The organism is Kribbella sp. VKM Ac-2569 (assembly GCF_004216905.1).
Taxonomy (GTDB): domain Bacteria; phylum Actinomycetota; class Actinomycetes; order Propionibacteriales; family Kribbellaceae; genus Kribbella.
The window spans coordinates 112,130-126,868 of record NZ_SGXJ01000009.1; the positions used below are offsets into that span (position 1 = coordinate 112,130).

The 14,739-nt window shown below is 65.8% G+C and carries 16 protein-coding genes; 11 read left to right on the forward strand and 5 right to left on the reverse strand.

Annotation, left to right across the window (positions count from 1 at the left end; genetic code table 11):
• Positions 1 to 203: 203 nt before the first annotated feature.
• Positions 204 to 848: a TetR/AcrR family transcriptional regulator gene (locus tag EV649_RS39660; protein ID WP_241999257.1), complete on the reverse strand. Its 645-nt coding sequence runs from the start codon at positions 846 to 848 to the stop codon at positions 204 to 206.
• 51 nt (positions 849 to 899) lie between these two features.
• Positions 900 to 1,733 carry a shikimate dehydrogenase gene (locus tag EV649_RS39665; RefSeq protein ID WP_198682953.1) on the reverse strand — a complete coding sequence of 278 codons (834 nt, stop codon included), beginning with the start codon at positions 1,731 to 1,733 and terminating at the stop codon, positions 900 to 902.
• A 111-nt stretch (positions 1,734 to 1,844) separates the two neighbouring features.
• On the opposite strand from EV649_RS39665, the gene EV649_RS39670 reads away from it, so the two are divergent.
• Positions 1,845 to 3,146: an MFS transporter gene (locus EV649_RS39670; RefSeq protein WP_130388895.1), complete on the forward strand. Its 1,302-nt coding sequence runs from the start codon at positions 1,845 to 1,847 to the stop codon at positions 3,144 to 3,146.
• Complete coding sequence (locus EV649_RS39675; protein WP_130388896.1) at positions 3,143 to 3,919, forward strand: N-acyl homoserine lactonase family protein; 777 nt, start codon at positions 3,143 to 3,145, stop codon at positions 3,917 to 3,919. The genes EV649_RS39670 and EV649_RS39675 overlap by 4 nt, the downstream gene beginning before the upstream one ends.
• Before the next feature lie 63 nt (positions 3,920 to 3,982).
• Here the strand turns inward: EV649_RS39675 and EV649_RS39680 are convergent, their stop codons facing one another.
• Positions 3,983 to 4,915 (reverse strand): hypothetical protein, encoded by a 933-nt coding sequence (locus tag EV649_RS39680; RefSeq protein WP_130388897.1) that lies wholly within the window; start codon positions 4,913 to 4,915, stop codon positions 3,983 to 3,985.
• An 871-nt stretch (positions 4,916 to 5,786) separates the two neighbouring features.
• On the opposite strand from EV649_RS39680, the gene EV649_RS39695 reads away from it, so the two are divergent.
• From EV649_RS39695 to EV649_RS39710, 4 genes are all read left to right on the forward strand, one after another.
• Complete coding sequence (locus tag EV649_RS39695) at positions 5,787 to 6,992, forward strand: MFS transporter (protein ID WP_198682954.1); 1,206 nt, start codon at positions 5,787 to 5,789, stop codon at positions 6,990 to 6,992.
• Between the two features lie 4 nt (positions 6,993 to 6,996).
• The gene (locus EV649_RS39700; RefSeq protein WP_130388899.1) at positions 6,997 to 7,371 is read left to right on the forward strand and encodes a GNAT family N-acetyltransferase; all 375 of its coding nucleotides are present in this window, start codon (positions 6,997 to 6,999) and stop codon (positions 7,369 to 7,371) included.
• Between the two features lie 380 nt (positions 7,372 to 7,751).
• Positions 7,752 to 8,573: a GNAT family N-acetyltransferase gene (locus tag EV649_RS39705; RefSeq protein WP_130388900.1), complete on the forward strand. Its 822-nt coding sequence runs from the start codon at positions 7,752 to 7,754 to the stop codon at positions 8,571 to 8,573.
• Positions 8,574 to 8,591: 18 nt separating this feature from the next.
• Positions 8,592 to 9,230 carry a TetR/AcrR family transcriptional regulator gene (locus EV649_RS39710; protein WP_130388901.1) on the forward strand — a complete coding sequence of 213 codons (639 nt, stop codon included), beginning with the start codon at positions 8,592 to 8,594 and terminating at the stop codon, positions 9,228 to 9,230.
• Positions 9,231 to 9,266: 36 nt separating this feature from the next.
• Here EV649_RS39710 and EV649_RS39715 read toward each other — a convergent pair whose 3' ends face one another.
• Positions 9,267 to 9,902: a TetR/AcrR family transcriptional regulator gene (locus tag EV649_RS39715; protein WP_198682955.1), complete on the reverse strand. Its 636-nt coding sequence runs from the start codon at positions 9,900 to 9,902 to the stop codon at positions 9,267 to 9,269.
• 246 nt (positions 9,903 to 10,148) lie between these two features.
• On the opposite strand from EV649_RS39715, the gene EV649_RS39720 reads away from it, so the two are divergent.
• From EV649_RS39720 to EV649_RS39740, 5 genes are all read left to right on the forward strand, one after another.
• A complete protein-coding gene (locus EV649_RS39720; RefSeq protein ID WP_130388902.1) occupies positions 10,149 to 10,592 on the forward strand; it encodes a DUF5709 domain-containing protein in 444 nt (147 codons plus the stop codon).
• Positions 10,589 to 11,584, forward strand: coding sequence for a GNAT family N-acetyltransferase (locus tag EV649_RS39725; RefSeq protein ID WP_130388903.1), 996 nt, complete (start codon positions 10,589 to 10,591; stop codon positions 11,582 to 11,584). Before EV649_RS39720 ends, EV649_RS39725 begins: the two co-directional genes overlap by 4 nt.
• A 75-nt stretch (positions 11,585 to 11,659) precedes the next feature.
• Positions 11,660 to 12,433: an SDR family oxidoreductase gene (locus EV649_RS39730; protein WP_130388904.1), complete on the forward strand. Its 774-nt coding sequence runs from the start codon at positions 11,660 to 11,662 to the stop codon at positions 12,431 to 12,433.
• A gap of 171 nt (positions 12,434 to 12,604) precedes the next feature.
• Complete coding sequence (locus tag EV649_RS39735; RefSeq protein ID WP_130388905.1) at positions 12,605 to 13,477, forward strand: alpha/beta fold hydrolase; 873 nt, start codon at positions 12,605 to 12,607, stop codon at positions 13,475 to 13,477.
• 136 nt (positions 13,478 to 13,613) lie between these two features.
• A complete protein-coding gene (locus EV649_RS39740) occupies positions 13,614 to 13,916 on the forward strand; it encodes a DUF427 domain-containing protein (protein ID WP_130388906.1) in 303 nt (100 codons plus the stop codon).
• Between the two features lie 71 nt (positions 13,917 to 13,987).
• Here EV649_RS39740 and EV649_RS39745 read toward each other — a convergent pair whose 3' ends face one another.
• Positions 13,988 to 14,656 carry a sigma-70 family RNA polymerase sigma factor gene (locus tag EV649_RS39745; RefSeq protein ID WP_198682956.1) on the reverse strand — a complete coding sequence of 223 codons (669 nt, stop codon included), beginning with the start codon at positions 14,654 to 14,656 and terminating at the stop codon, positions 13,988 to 13,990.
• Between the last annotated feature and the right edge of the window lie 83 nt (positions 14,657 to 14,739).

The window sequence follows — 14,739 nt, forward strand, 5'->3', positions numbered from 1 at the left end:
CCAGAGCGGAAGCTGGATCCCCTTCGATCAGACGACCCTTGCGGAGCTGTCCCCGTCCCACCGGTCGTACGTCGCCAAGGTCCGCGACGTCACCGAACAGAACCTGCGCGACGGCTTCATCACCGCGCGGGATGCATTCCTGACGATCCAGACAGCCGAACACGCCCCGATCGGCGGGTAGCTCACGTTCCGAATCCTGCCGGTCAGTCTCGGGCGCCGACGCCGCGCAGGTAGGCGACGACCATCTCGCCGACCATCGTGCGGAGCTTCGCACGGTTCTCGGGAGCCGTCATGTCGCGTCCGAAAAGCGCGCCGAACGTGTGCGCATTGGACACGCGGAAGAAGCAGAACGAGCTGATCATGATGTGGACGTCGACGGCGTCGGCCTCGGTGACGAAGTCGCCGCTCGCCTTACCGGCCGCCAGGATCGGCTCGATCAGATCGAGCACCGGCGTACCCAGATTGGCCAGCACCTCGGACTTGCGGATGTGGTCGGCCTGATGGATGTTCTCGATCGCGACCAGCTTGATGAAGTCCCGGTGCGCGTCGTGGTGGTCGAAGGTCAGCTCGGCCAGAGTACGGATCGCCTCGACCGGGTCCAGGTGGGTAACGTCGACTTCCTGCTCGACTGCCCGGACATCGGAGTACGCCTTCTCCAGTACGGCGATGAACAACTGCTCCTTGCTACTGAAGTAGTAGTAGATCATCCGCTTGGTCGTGCGCATCATCTCGGCGATCTCGTCGACCCGAGCACCCGCGTAGCCCTTGCGGGCGAACTCCCGCTGCGCGACCTCCAGGATTTCCGCCTTGGTGCGCTCGGCGTCGCGCCGGCGCTCCGTAGTAGCCATGGGCCTCATCATAGGGAGGACCCGCGCCCGGATCGCGCAGCACCGCACGCCTCACGCATTGGCCAGCTCCTTCAAGTGGGTGAGCATCCTGCTGGTGTCCGGCGTACGACCGGTGAAGAGTTCGAGGGCGTGCGCCGCCTGCAGAACCGCCATCCCGCCACCGTCGAGTGTCCGGCAGCCCGCCGCGCGGGCACGGCGGAGCAGCTCGGTCTCCAGCGGCCGGTAGACGATGTCGGCGACCCACAACTCCCGCCGAAGCAACGCCTCGGGCAGCGGCACGCCGGGGTACTGCGCCATCCCGATCGGACTGGCGTTGACCAACCCGTCGGCGTTCGCCACAAGATCCGCCAGGCCGTCCTGACTCGCGTGGAATACCCGCCGATCCGCCAGCCGGTCAGCGAGCTCCACCGCTCGCTGCGCCTCGCTGTCGACGATCGTCAGTTGCCCGGCGCCAAGGCTCAGCAGTGCATACGCCACTGCGGCGCCCGCTCCACCGGCTCCGAGCTGGACGATCCGGCGCATCGGCACGTCAGGCAGTCCCTCGGTGAAGGACCCGGCAAAGCCCGTCCAGTCCGTGTTGTAGCCGACAGCCCCGTCGCCGGAATACACGACGGTGTTCACCGCACCCAGCTCGGCCGCGTCATCGGACAGCTCGTCCAGGTGCGCGATGACGGCTTGCTTGTACGGATGGGTGACGTTGAGTCCGTCGTACCCGAGGCGACGTGCGGTTCTGACCAGCTCACCCAGATCGCCCTCGAGTACGTCGGAGTCCAGCAGCCGGTAGACGTACCGCAAGCCAAGGGCTGCGGCCTCGGCCTCGTGCAGCGCCGGGCTCAGCGAGGGCTCGATGCCGGAACCGACCAATCCGATCAGGTATGACTTCATCGGCATCTCCTTCTCCGGACGGAATCCTCTCCTCCACTCTACCCTTGTAATGTACGAACTAGTGAGTTAGCGTCCCGAAACGGGCCCGCCCTCTCCACCTCGGGAGTCACCGTGACGACAGAAGGCAAACCACGCAAGGCGGCGGTCGCCGCCTGGATCGGCAGCGCACTCGAGTACTACGACTTCTTCATCTACGGCACCGCCGCGGCGCTGGTGTTCGGCAAGGTCTTCTTCCCGTCCTCCGAGCCCGCGACCGGGACATTGCTCGCGCTGGCCACCTTCGGAGTCGGCTATCTCGCCCGTCCGGTCGGCGCCTTCGTCCTCGGGCACGTCGGGGACCGGTTCGGGCGCAAGCGTGTCCTGGTGACCACGCTGGTGATGATGGGTACGTCGACCTTCCTCGTCGGTTGCCTGCCCAGCTACGACCAGGTCGGCGTACTCGCTCCGGTCCTGCTCGTCGTTCTCCGCCTGCTGCAAGGGTTCTCCGTGTCGGGCGAACAGGCCGGCGCCAATTCCATGACCTTGGAGCACGCGCCCGCGACACGCCGTGCGTACTACACCAGCTTCACGCTCAACGGCACCCAGGCCGGACAGATCATCGCGACCGCGATCTTCCTGCCCATCGCGGTACTGCCCGAGGAACAGTTGCTGAGCTGGGGCTGGCGGGTGCCGTTCTGGTTCAGCATCGTCGTTGCGGTGGTCGGACTGATCATCCGCCGATCGCTCGAGGAGACGCCGCTGTTCGAGCAGGAGGTCGCCACCAGTACGGTCGCCAAACTGCCGATCGCCGTACTGTTCAGCGACCACTGGCGCGACGTCGTCCGGGTGACCGCTGCCGCACTGATCGCCTCCGTCAGCACGATCTTCACCGTCCACGCCCTCTCGTACGCCGTGAACACGATGGATCTCGATCGCACTCCGATGCTCTGGGTCGGCGTACTGGCCAACGTGGCCGCGGTCATCACGATCCCGCTGTGGGCGAATCTGTCGGACCGAATCGGCCGCAAGCCGGTCTTCATCTGCGGTTCGGTAGGCAGCGCGGTGCTGACGTTCGGCTACCTGTGGTCGATCTCGACCGGGACGTACGCGCTCATCTTTCTCTTCGGCATCGTCACGTTCGGGATGGTCTACAGCGCAACGGCCGCGGTCTGGCCGTCGTTCTACGGCGAGATGTTCCCGACCCGGGTGCGACTGTCCGGCATGGCGATCGGGACGCAGATCGGCTTCGCAATCTCCGGGTTCGCGCCGGCCGTGGCAACCGCGATCGCGGGCACCGGCCAGGGCAGCTGGCTCGGTGTCTCGGTGATCACCGCGATCTTCTGCCTGATGAACATCGTCGCGGTTGCCACCGGCAAGGAAACCTACCGGGTCCGTACGGAGAATCTCGGACGGCCGGTCGAGGTCGCCGCGTGAGCCGGTTCCGGGTCTACGCCATTCGCTTCGCCGAACGTGACGCGTTCCGCGGCGAGCACTTCCACGGGTACGACGCTCGCGCCGGCGAGCCGCATACGACGGCGTACTACATCTGGCTCGCGATCTCCGATCAGCACACCGTCGTCATCGACACCGGAATCGGGCCAGATCGCGCCGCCGCGATCGCGGGCCTGCGTTACCGGACGACGCCGGTAGCCGCGTTGGCCGCTCTCGACGTCACCGCCGACGCGGTGGATCACGTCGTACTGACACACCTGCACTACGACCACACGGGCACGGCGCGCGACTTCGAGAACGCGACCTACGTGATACAGGAAACTGAGATCGACTATTGGACCTCCCCGTGGGCGACCCGGATCCTCAGAGAAAGCTGGCTCATCGAGGACGACGACCTCGCACACCTGCAATCCGCCGAGGCACACGGTCGTGTGGTGCTGACTACCGGAGATGCGACGATCGTGCCCGGTCTCAGTGTCCACCTCGTCGGCGGTCACACCGAAGGAATGCAAGTGGTACGCCTACAAACTGCCATCGGCAGCATCGTCCTGGCCTCTGACGCGAGCCACTTCTACGAGAACATCGAGGACGACCGCCCGTTCCCGATCCTGTCCACCACGACCGGCACGTACGCCGCCTTCGACCGCATCAAGCAAATCGCCGACTCCCCCGACCACATCGTCCCCGGTCACGACCCCCTGGTCCTCGACCGCTTCCCCCGCCTCACCCCCGACATCGCGATCATCGCCGACTGATGGCGCCATAGCCGAGCCCGGCCACCGCTCCGGCATCACGCGACTGTCGCGGCCGTCTGCCGTCTACTCGCCGTTGAGCGGCGGGGTCAGATCCGGGCGGCCGGTCATCCGGAAGTAGACCGGGTCGGCGAACTCAGCCTCGACCCAGTGGAGTTCGTTGATGACGGTCGCGGTGCCGTTGACATGGCCGATCGCGAACATCTCGGCGTTCTGGCCGTTGCGGTCGATGCCGACCAGCAAGGTGCCGTACTGGCCGCAGCGCTCCGCGACCAGGTTGATGGGCTTCTCCCACCGGCTCCCCGCCGCCCCCACCAGCCTCACCACCGGCTTGAACGCGCCGGTCGTCGGCACGCGGACCGAATACAGGGCGCCACCGCGGGTCGTGGCCAGGAACGTGTCGTACGCGGAGGTCTGGCTGATCAGGGCCATCGCCCGGACCGACGAGAAGCCAGGGGCGCTGACCTTCGCAGCCCACGTACTGCCGCTCATCGTCCACCGCAACAGCGTGCCGTCCGAGCGGAGTGCGTACTGATTCGTCCGCGTGGTGGTGCGAGAGGTCTCGAAATAGCTGTACCCGTCCCAGCCGCCGCCGACCCGGGCCGTCTTGGTCGTACCCGCGATCGGCTTGTTCTGCGCGTCGACCTCGTAGCTCACGGCCCACATGACGTTGCCGAAGACCATCCAGCCGGAGTACCGCGAACCCGCGGCCACCGGCTCCTTCACCATAGAACCAGCCATCCCGGCATCCAGGACCGTCGCCAGAAGACCGCGCGTCTCACCCGTCATCGACGGCGGACTGGTCGCCGTGTACTCGCGGATGTAGTGATCGCCCGCATCAGTCACCGAACCCACCGACATCTTGCACGCGGCGGTCACCTGCTGAGCCCCGGCCGGCGCCACCACCGGCGAGGCGCTCGCCGGGCCGGCGCCGAGGCCTGCCGCCAGCAGTGCGGCCAGTGGCAGTACGCCGGCCCACCGCGACCTCGAGTCCTTCATAGTCATCACCCTCCACATCGTGTCGAAAGTATCCGCACGATGTGATGCAAGAAGAGGTCGCGAAGTTATCGCGATCGCGGGGATCACCGCCGGCCTGCGGAAGCGGACGAGAGCGTCGAATACGAAGTAGTTCGGTATCTGGTGGTCGAATCCCGATCGTGCTTCGTCGGTCGGGCCGAAACCTCGAGCCCCCACAGACGGGTGAACTGTCTTGGGAAACACCGCATCCGAGGACAAGAACGACGGCCGTCTAGCGGGCGGCTCCAGCCAACTGACTTGGACCAAGTGAGCTCATACTGATCACCTCGCCAGCTGGACACGGTCGGACCTACCCGCGTTGCACCATGCCGGAGGCGCTACGAGCGGCTCGGTGGGGCGGCGGCGTCAGCCGTCGCGTTCCTGGCCTCGGACGGAGCGGCGTATGTCACCGGGCATGAGATCGTGGTGGCTGGCGGTCTGACCGCGAGGCATTCCTGGTCAGGTGCCCGGAGCGATCGCACACGCTGACACGCAGGCCAGGTGCCCTCGCGCTTCTGATACGCGTCCGTGTACAGCGCTTCCTGTTCCGTGCCGCCGGCAAGCATCGTGTCGTTCGAGGATCGCCAGGTCCTCCGCCGGCTTGGTGGCGCTCATTTCCTGCCCCGTTGTGTGTCCGGTCCGCTGGTGGTCATAGGTGTGTCGGGCAAGCGATGAGTGTCGGTCCGCCAGGACGTCTTACCGACACGCACAACTCGTTCCTCCGCCACTGCCGGTAAGACAGCACGACGGGATCGACGCTGATCAGAGGTATCAGGACGCCATAGCGGTACTGCTTGGCGCGGGGCAATCGACCTGGAGAGAGAGGCACGGCTCGATGCACGACGTGGCACCGATGATCAATCTGCACCGCCGGGACAGGACGCTCACGCTGGCGTTCGTCTCCGCGGTGATCGCCCTGGTGGCGATGTTCTCCGCGGTGGGGTCGACGATCCCGCTTTTCAACATCTATCGCGCCGAGGAAGGGTTCACCAGCGCCGACATCTCGCTGACCGTCGTCGCCTACTCCGCCGCAACTCTCAGCACACTGTTGGTCCTGGGACGACTGTCCAACCATGTGGGCCGACGGCCGCTCGCGATCGCCGGCCTCGGACTTATCGTACTGGCTTGCCTACTGCTCTTGAACGTGCACGACATCGGCATCCTGATTGCCGGCCGGCTCCTGATGGGCCTCGGCGCCGGGCTGGGAAGCAGCACCCTCACCGCCTACATCGTCGACGCTGCGCCGACCCGGCCGGCCTGGCTGACCTCCGTTGCTTCCAGCCAGACAGTCATGCTCGGACTGGCAGTCGGGGCCATCGCGTCCGGCGCCTTGGTCCAGTTCGGGCCGTGGCCACGTGACCTCATCTACCTGGTTGTCATCGGCCTGCTTCTGCTGTCCGCCGCGCTCGTCGCGATCAGCCCCGAGACCGTGACCTCGACACCGGGCGGTTGGCGATCACTGCGCCCGAACGTTCGCCTACCGGTCCGTGTCAGTCATCTGCTGCCCGTCGCGGCCGCCGTGTTCCTGGCCACCTGGGCGACCGGCGCCTTCTACCAGGCCTTCGTGCCCGCGCTGATCGAGGACCAACTGCACACCGACAACTCACTCATCCTCGGCTTGGTGTTCGCCGCGTACATGGGCACCAGTGCCCTGGGCGCTCCCCTCGGCGGCCGGTTCTCACCGGCAGCAGCGCAACGCCTCGGCATGATCACCTTCCTGGTCGGGTGGATCGGCATCATCACGGCGATCGCCACCGGAACGCTGGTCCTGTTCATCGCCGCAACCGTTGTCGGAGGGACCAGTCAAGGCATCGCCATCAGCGCGGCCACCCGAGGTCTGCTGTACGGCAGCACCCTTTCAGACCGGGCACCGATCTTTGCGGTGGTCTATCTGCTCAGCTACAGCGGCGCGACCGTTCCCAGCCTCATCTCCGCCCGACTCTCCGGCATCCTCTCCGTGCCACACATTTCCCTCGGGTACGGCGGACTCGCGCTCATCGCCACGCTGTTCACCGCCTTCGCCGCACGTAATCCGCAGACCTATGGTGTGAAAGGCTGAGTTGATGAGCAACGAAGAACAGGCGTCGGCGGCCGAGGAGCTGATCGACAACACCGAGCAAAGCCGCTTCGAGCTCTACCGCGATGGCGATCTGGTCGGATGGCTCTACTACACCCGTCTGAGGCCCAATCGGTACGCACTCCGGCACACCGAAGTCGAACCGACTCATCAGCACCAGGGCGTGGCCGGCGCCATGGTACGGCGAGTGCTCGACGAGGTCCGCACCCGCGAGGGCACGATCACCGCAATCTGTCCCTTCGTGGCCGACTACCTCTCGCGTACTACGACGTACGCCGATCTGCTCGACCCGAGGCACCCGGGCTACCCCGACCGCGCCACCGCCGAAGCAGCGCAGGCAAAAGCCGCCGGCCAAAGCTGACGCCGCCTCCACTCATCCGAGTTCGGCCGCACGGATGCGGTAGATCTGCATCGGCAGGCCGTAGTACTTGTCGGTCTCGCCGACCGATCTCCAGGGCTGCCGTCGCGTCTGCTTCCGTCCAGTCCCGAATCGCGAGCCGCTCGCTTTCAGCGATCACTGCCATCTCCACCATCCTGTCGTCTGAGTGATTCCGCGCTCCAGCCGTCCAATGACGGCCGTCCAATGACCGAAAGAGGCCCGATCGGTCCAGTCTTCAACCCGCAAGTATGGTGGCGGTTCGCCGATGGCCGACCTGAGCCAACCGCGATACATTAATCCATTGATGGACGATATAGTCCACTAATGGCGGCGGGACGCCAACCACAGCACAGGAAGCAGCGATGACTGATCAGGTTCTTCGGCCCGATGGAACGGGCTTCTATCTCTCCGGTGGCGAGCTGACGGCGGCCGGCGTCTCCGGGCAATGGATCGCCGGCGGCCGGCCTGTCGACTTCAGTGTCACCGCAGGATTGCTCGGCGATCCCGAGATGGATGTGGTGCTGGCGAACTGGAGCACCGAGCGGGCGGGTGATCTGGACGGCGTGCGGTCAGAAGACGACCGAACGGTCCTGCCGTTGCGGACACAGCCGTTGATCCTCAGCTCGCTTCCGACCAGTGTGCGAGTCCACCTACGCACAGCGGCGGGACATCACGACACGGAGGGGGCATGGCGGCTCGTCCTGCACTTTCGCAATCACGCAGGATCGGGCCTGACCTGGCAGGCCAGTCTGCCCACCGAAGCATTCGAGGCAGGCTGGCTTGCTCCTATCGCCGACTTGATGACGATCGACAGCGCAGACAGCATGCCGCCACAGTCAGCCGACGACGCCCGAAGTCTGGAGAACGTCGGCGGCGCGCCGGCAGTGAGCGTGGTCCACCATCCCGACGACGAGTACTACGAGCTGCTCGTCGACGGTGAGCAGGCCGGACTCCTCGTGTACCACGTGATCGGCTCTCGGCTGTCGATCACCCACACCGTGATCGAACCGGCCTACCGCGGCCGAGGACTTTCATGGACGCTGGTGGGCCGCGCACTCGACGACATCCGCACGAGATCCGTCGCGGTGTCCAACTACTGCCCGGTCGTCGACCGGTTCGTCCAGAAGAACCCGCAGTACCGCGACCTCCTCAGCGCGGCTCGTGCCGCCCACCAGACGTCCTGACGGAAGGACCTGCCGACCATGCCGGACCACGACAAGCTGAACGCTCCCGAAGCAACGGCTGCCCGGACCGAACGAGGCCTGCAGACTCGCGAGCGGATCCTCGACTCGGCCGCCAGGCTTTTCTACATCAAGGGCGTCGGCTCGACCACGCTCGATGACGTACGGGCGGCGAGCAGCACCAGTAAGTCGCAGCTGTACGACCACTTCCCGGACAAGACCGCGCTGATTCACGCCGTGATCGACGTACAGTCGCAATCGGTGCTCGCCCGCGAAGCAGGCCACCTGAAGGGTGTCCGCAATCTGTCCGGGTTACGACGGTGGCGCGACGCGCTCGTTCAGTCGAACATGCTTCACGACGGCTCGTACGGTTGCGCGCTCGGTGCCATGTCCAGCGAGCTGTCCGACAACGACGAACGGTCCCGTACGGCACTGGCCGCAGCGTTCGAGAACTGGCAACGACTGCTCGTCGAGGCCTTGACCCGGCTGCGTGATCTCGGCGTCCTCAGGAGCGACATCGACCCGCGCAAACTCGGGACCGGTCTGCTCGCCGCTCTGCAGGGCGGATACATCCTTGCCCAGAACCGGCACAACCCTGAGCTGATGGCCGACGCGCTGGACATGGCGCTGGACCGTATCGATTCCTTCGCCAACCGCTGAAGATCAGTGGTGCAGGGAGCAAGCCACCGACCCGGGCTATTCGGTGGGCGTCGTGGCGTGCGCGCGGACCGAGTCCATTGCCAGTGTGAGCGCGACCTCCATCGGTGCGGGGTCACGAGCCGCCTGGGCGAGGACGTATCCGCCTTGAAGCGCCGCCATGATGCCGGTCGCCAGCTTCCGCGGGTCGGCGTCCGCGGTCAGTGTGCCGTTGGTCTTCATCCGCTCCAGCGCATCGGTCAGCAGGGAGATCCAGGACGTCAGGTGCGCGTCGAGATCGATACGGGCCGCCTCGTCATGGTCGGAGAGCTCGGTCGACAGCGCACCCAGTTCGCAGCCCAACGCGCCACGGCGAGCTGTGACTCGCTGGAGGATGGCCCGGCACCAGCGTTCGAGGCCACTGAACGAGTCGACCCTGCGGAAGTACTGTTCCTCGCGCTCGAGCACCCGGCTGCCGCGCAGCGCGATCACCGCCTGGACCAAGGCGGACTTGTCGCTGAAGTGCCGGTAGAACTGTGACTTGCTCGTCCCGCTCGCCGCCGTCACGTCGTCGAGCGTGGTCGCCGCCGCGCCCTTGAGGGCCATCAGCTCATCGGCAGCGGCAACGATCCGGGCTCTGGTGGCCGCGCCGCGGGCGGTCAGGCGGCGATCGAGCTCGTTCACGGTCTCGGGCACATGACGAGCTTATCGGGACCGGCCAACGACGAACGACGCTCCACCATCGCGACAGGATACCCCTGAGTAGCATGCCTCGGCTGAGTGCGGCTAATGCCGAAGACTGGTGTTGACGCCGGCAACGATGGCCCGCCCAGGCACGGGGCAGCGCAGTCTGATCCCGGCTTGAGGGTAAGTACCACTGCTCTGGCCGCTACCAACCCCGTGAGGAGCCGGCATGTCGCCGGTCGGGCGGTAGGAGGACGAATGAGTGAGGTCAGTCGGGAGTATTACGGCAGTTACAGCGTGGACGACGAGGACCAGCTGCAGTTCTCCGACACGCTCGACGGGCGTGGGGTCTCCGACCTGCTCGACGAGGGCTATTCACCACCGGAGAAGTGGTCGGCCGGCGAAGGTTTCGGTACGACTGCGGCGGAGGCGTTACGCGGTGAGACCTTCGAGCAGCGGCTCGCCCAGGAGGAACCGGACATCGATCCGTACGCCGTGCCGTTGGAGGATGTCGACGGCCCGGAGATCGGCCGGGACCGCGCCGGCCGGTTGGTGGCCCCGGACGAGGGCTCGCACTTCGATCTGGAGGAAGAGCTCGTGGCCGCCGACGTCGGGATCGACGGAGGTGCCGCGAGCGCCGAGGAAGCCGCGATCCACGTCGTGGACGACGAACCGCTCGAGCCCGACGAGATCGACTCATGAGAACACTGGCGAAGGACGCCGGGCGTGACCTGACCGTGGTCGAGAACGATGAGCTGCGAAGGTACGAGTTACTCGCCGCAGGGACGACGGTTGGAACCCTCGACTTCCGGCTCCTGGGCCGGCGGCGTGTCCTGGGGCATACCGAGATCGCGGCTGATCAGCGTGGCCGTGGACTCAGTACGGCGCTGATCAAGGCGGTCCTCGACGACCTCGTCACCACGGGCGTCCGGGTCACGAACTACTGTCCCGCGGTCGAGCGTTTCCTTCAGGGCAATCCGGAGTACGCCGTGGTGCTCGATCCGGAGCACCCACCGATGCCGGCGGGCCGGAGGCAGCACGCCCCGCTGCAGCAGTTCGTGCACGTGCAGCACTCCAGACTCAGAGAACTCGCCGCGCGCTCCCAAGATCCGAACCTCGACGGATTCGAACGGCGCCGTACCACGGACCAGTTCGCGGCCGTAGCCGCGCAACACGCCGCGGCCGTCGCCGACGTACTGCTCACCGCCGCCAGGACGTCCTCCGGTGACGACGCCGCGGTTCTGCTCCACAATCTGAGACAGTTCGAGCAGGCGCTGAGAGTACTCAAAGGCAGGGCGTACGGCGACGCGCGCTTCCTGAATCTCAGCGCAGCCGAAACCTGGCAAGAAGCCGAACGTCTGCTGACCGAGCACGAATCGACCGAGGCGCGGATCGTGTCCGGCCTCGAGCGGCTCCATGGCGCCGACCAGGCCAATGACATGGCCCGGACTCTGGCGCAACGGCAGTGGAGTTCGCCGACGCGACCGCACCCGAACTCGCCGCACGCCGGTGTCGCCGGACGACTGGCACGTCAGCTGTGGCGCATCGCCGACTCGACCTGGGACGAGCTGGAGGGGCGCGGGCTTCCGACCGAACCGGCGGAGCCCGCGAATCAGCATTCGGCCTTCTCCCATTACCTGTTCGGGACCGCCGACGACCCCGATCCAACAGATCAGGATCCTGAAAAGCGGTAAGGCCGGATCCTCGATCGGCACACAAGTAGGGACAGTCCGGGCTACTCCGGCCCGGTACGGATCGAGGAGAAGCTCATGAGTGGGTACTTCGAAGGCCGCAAGCTCATCGTGGTCGGTGGAAGCAGCGGTATGGGCCGGCAAACCGCAGTGAACGTTGTCGGGCGAGGCGGCAAGGCAGTCATCGTCGGGCGTCAGCAGGACAAGGTCGACGAGACGGTCGCCGAACTCGGCAAGAAGAGCGAAGCCTGGGGCATCACCGCGGACCTGGCCGACCGCAAGCAGGTCGAGGACGTGCAGGAGCAGCTCGCCGCGGAACACCCCGATGCCACGCTGCTGGTCAACGCGGCCGGCTTCTTCATCCCCGGGGGATTCCTCGACTACAGCCAGGAGGACTACGACGCCTACCTGGAGCTGAGCCGGGCCACGTTCTTCCTCACCCAGACCGTCGTACGGGGAATGAAGGCCGCGGGCTCTGGTGGCGCGATCGTCAACATCGGCAGCATGTGGGCCCACCAGGCGATCGCGGCGACGCCGGCGACCGCGTACTCGATGGCGAAGGCCGGCCTGCATGCGCTGACGCACAATCTGGCCATGGAACTGGCGGCCGACGGCATTCGCGTCAACGCGGTCGCGCCCGCAGTGGTGGCCACGCCGCTGTACGAGGGATTCATCCCGGCCGACAAACTCGAGGAGACCGTGAAGAGCTTCGACGGCTTCCACCCCCTCGGGCGAGTCGGAACCGCCCAGGACATCGCCTCCTCGATCGTCTTCCTCCTCTCCCCGGAGGCCAGCTGGATCACCGGAGCAATCCTGAACGTCGACGGCGGCGTCATGGCCGGCCGCAACTAACGACCGAACCGGGCTCCGCACCGCATTGTCAGGACTGTCAAGTAAGAAACCGATCTGTACCGGCGGCCAACTCGTACGAGTGCAGCCGCCGGACCGGTCGGGTGATCTGGATCGATACCGCCGCCGAACGCGCGCTCGATCACATCCGGCTGGAATGAGTGTGGAGTGCCCATGACGAGTTTTCGGACCGTGTCCGCCGGCGGGCTCGAGGTCTTCTACCGCGAAGCGGGTAAGCCGGGAGCACCGAAACTCCTACTGCTGGGTGGATTCCCCTCCTCGTCCCACCAGTTCCGGAACCTGATGCCGGCGCTGGACGACAGGTTCCACCTGGTCTCGATCGACTATCCCGGCTTCGGGAACACCGAGCTGCCGGATCCTGCCGGCTGGGACTACACCTTCGACCACCTCGCAGAGATCGTCGACGAGACGTTGCTCGCCATCGACTTCACCGGACCGATGGGGCTGTACATGCAGGATCACGGCGGCCCTGTCGGCAACCGGCTGATCTCGCTTCATCCGGACTGGCTGCGGTGGCAGGTCATCCAGAACGCCAATGTCTACGAGGAAGGGTTCGCCGAGCTCTGGGACGGGATGCGCAACGGCCTCTGGACCGACCGCAACGCCGAGACCGAAACGCCGATCGACGTCGTGCTCGAGCCGGAGACGGTAAAGGCCATCTACCTGACCGGACACCGCGATCCGGCGAGGATCAGCCCGGACAACTGGAACCTCGACCTGCACTTCCTCACCCGGCCGAATGCGCGCCGCGCGCAACTGGATCTGTTCTACGACTACCGGACGAACGCCGCCATGTACCCGGCCTGGCAGGCGCGGCTGCGCCGTGACCAGCCCAGAACGCTGATTTGCTGGGGGCAGGGCGACATCTTCTTCACCCCTGCCGGCGGAGAGGCCTACCTCCGCGATCTCCCTGACGCGAAACTGGTCCGCCTCGACTCCGGACACTTCGCGCTGGAGGACTGCCTGCAACAGATCGCCGACGAGATCAACACCTTCTACGACGAGATCGTCAAGGAGTGGTGCTGATGCCGCCATGGGAAGTCCGTCCGACGGTCGAGGACGGGCTCGCGAGGATCGACGGCACTGGCGACTGTCGCGGCCGGTAAGGCCGAGGCTCGGACCGGACACAGAATCTGCGAAAGTCTCGACTGAGAGGAAGACAGTGCGCGCATCGATCGACGGCGTTCTCATCGCCGACGCAACCGCCGAACACACCGTCACGATCGAGGGGAGTCGCTATTTCCCTCCGGAATCGCTGACCATCGGGTCCTTGAAAGAGAGCCCGACCCCCTATGTCTGCCCTTGGAAGGGGCAGGCTCGCTACTACAGCGTGGAGACGCCGCATCACGAGTACGTTGACGCGGCGTGGTGTTATCCGCATCCCAAGCGATCGGCGATAGAGAACGTCGGACACGACTTCACCGGCTATGTCGCCTTCGACACCACGCGAGTAACCGTCGAGTAGACCGGTGATACCCGACCCGTCTGAGTCGAACTCGTAGCGTTGCTCGCGTTCTCCCCGTCCGCCGAGGCTGCTCACGCGATCTGTTGCTCCGCCAGGTAGCCGGCTTCGACCAGGGCGATCCGCAGCTTGCGGCGGGCGTCGAACATCATCTTGTAGATCGCGTTGTGCGTCGCTCCGAGCTGATCGGCGAGTACATCCGTCGGCATTCCGTTCAGTACGAGAGCAACGAAGACCACCCGCTGCTTGGCCGTCAGCTTCTCGTCGACGGCACGATGCACGGCGTTCATCAGATCCCGGCTCTCGGCATGCGACTCAGGTTCGATGCCGAGTCGGGCCGGAAGACGCTCCCAATCCTCGTCGTCGAACGCAACGTTCGCCCGCTGCCAGAAGTGCCGGTTGATCTTGGCGGCTACGTCGAAGATCACGAACTTGTACGCCCAGGTGGTGAACTTGCAGTCGCCACGGAACGTGCTGACCTTGCCGCAAATCGTCAGGAGGGCATCCGCGGCTGCCTGGTGCGCGATGTCGTCCAACTCCGGGCCGGCGAGCCGCAGTCGGGCAGCACGCCGCGCGGCCTCCGACCTTGCGGCCCGCAGGAGAACTTCGTACAAGCGACGACTCGCGACTTCACGCTGATCTCCGCCGCCGCTCAGATCGCGGACCCAGATCTGGTTCTCCCCCGCGACCTCTGGAGAGACGACCCGCACCTGCGTCAAGGACTCGGAACTCTCTCTCTTCACTGGAATCTCCCGCGACCAACGCACTGTAATGACCACAGGTCCGGCACATCCGTGCTGACCGATGAAAGGGTAACATGGACGAT

What these genes read in the sequence shown, in the direction of transcription:
- EV649_RS39730 (WP_130388904.1), top strand. Translation starts at nt 11,660, where the DNA reads ATGAGTGGGTACTTCGAAGGCCGCAAGCTCATCGTGGTCGGTGGAAGC.
- EV649_RS39695 (WP_198682954.1), top strand. Translation starts at nt 5,787, where the DNA reads ATGATCAATCTGCACCGCCGGGACAGGACGCTCACGCTGGCGTTCGTC.
- EV649_RS39735 (WP_130388905.1), top strand. Translation starts at nt 12,605, where the DNA reads ATGACGAGTTTTCGGACCGTGTCCGCCGGCGGGCTCGAGGTCTTCTAC.
- EV649_RS39725 (WP_130388903.1), top strand. Translation starts at nt 10,589, where the DNA reads ATGAGAACACTGGCGAAGGACGCCGGGCGTGACCTGACCGTGGTCGAG.
- EV649_RS39700 (WP_130388899.1), top strand. Translation starts at nt 6,997, where the DNA reads ATGAGCAACGAAGAACAGGCGTCGGCGGCCGAGGAGCTGATCGACAAC.
- EV649_RS39720 (WP_130388902.1), top strand. Translation starts at nt 10,149, where the DNA reads ATGAGTGAGGTCAGTCGGGAGTATTACGGCAGTTACAGCGTGGACGAC.
- EV649_RS39680 (WP_130388897.1), bottom strand. Translation starts at nt 4,915, where the DNA reads ATGAAGGACTCGAGGTCGCGGTGGGCCGGCGTACTGCCACTGGCCGCA.
- EV649_RS39710 (WP_130388901.1), top strand. Translation starts at nt 8,592, where the DNA reads ATGCCGGACCACGACAAGCTGAACGCTCCCGAAGCAACGGCTGCCCGG.
- EV649_RS39660 (WP_241999257.1), bottom strand. Translation starts at nt 848, where the DNA reads ATGGCTACTACGGAGCGCCGGCGCGACGCCGAGCGCACCAAGGCGGAA.
- EV649_RS39665 (WP_198682953.1), bottom strand. Translation starts at nt 1,733, where the DNA reads ATGAAGTCATACCTGATCGGATTGGTCGGTTCCGGCATCGAGCCCTCG.
- EV649_RS39705 (WP_130388900.1), top strand. Translation starts at nt 7,752, where the DNA reads ATGACTGATCAGGTTCTTCGGCCCGATGGAACGGGCTTCTATCTCTCC.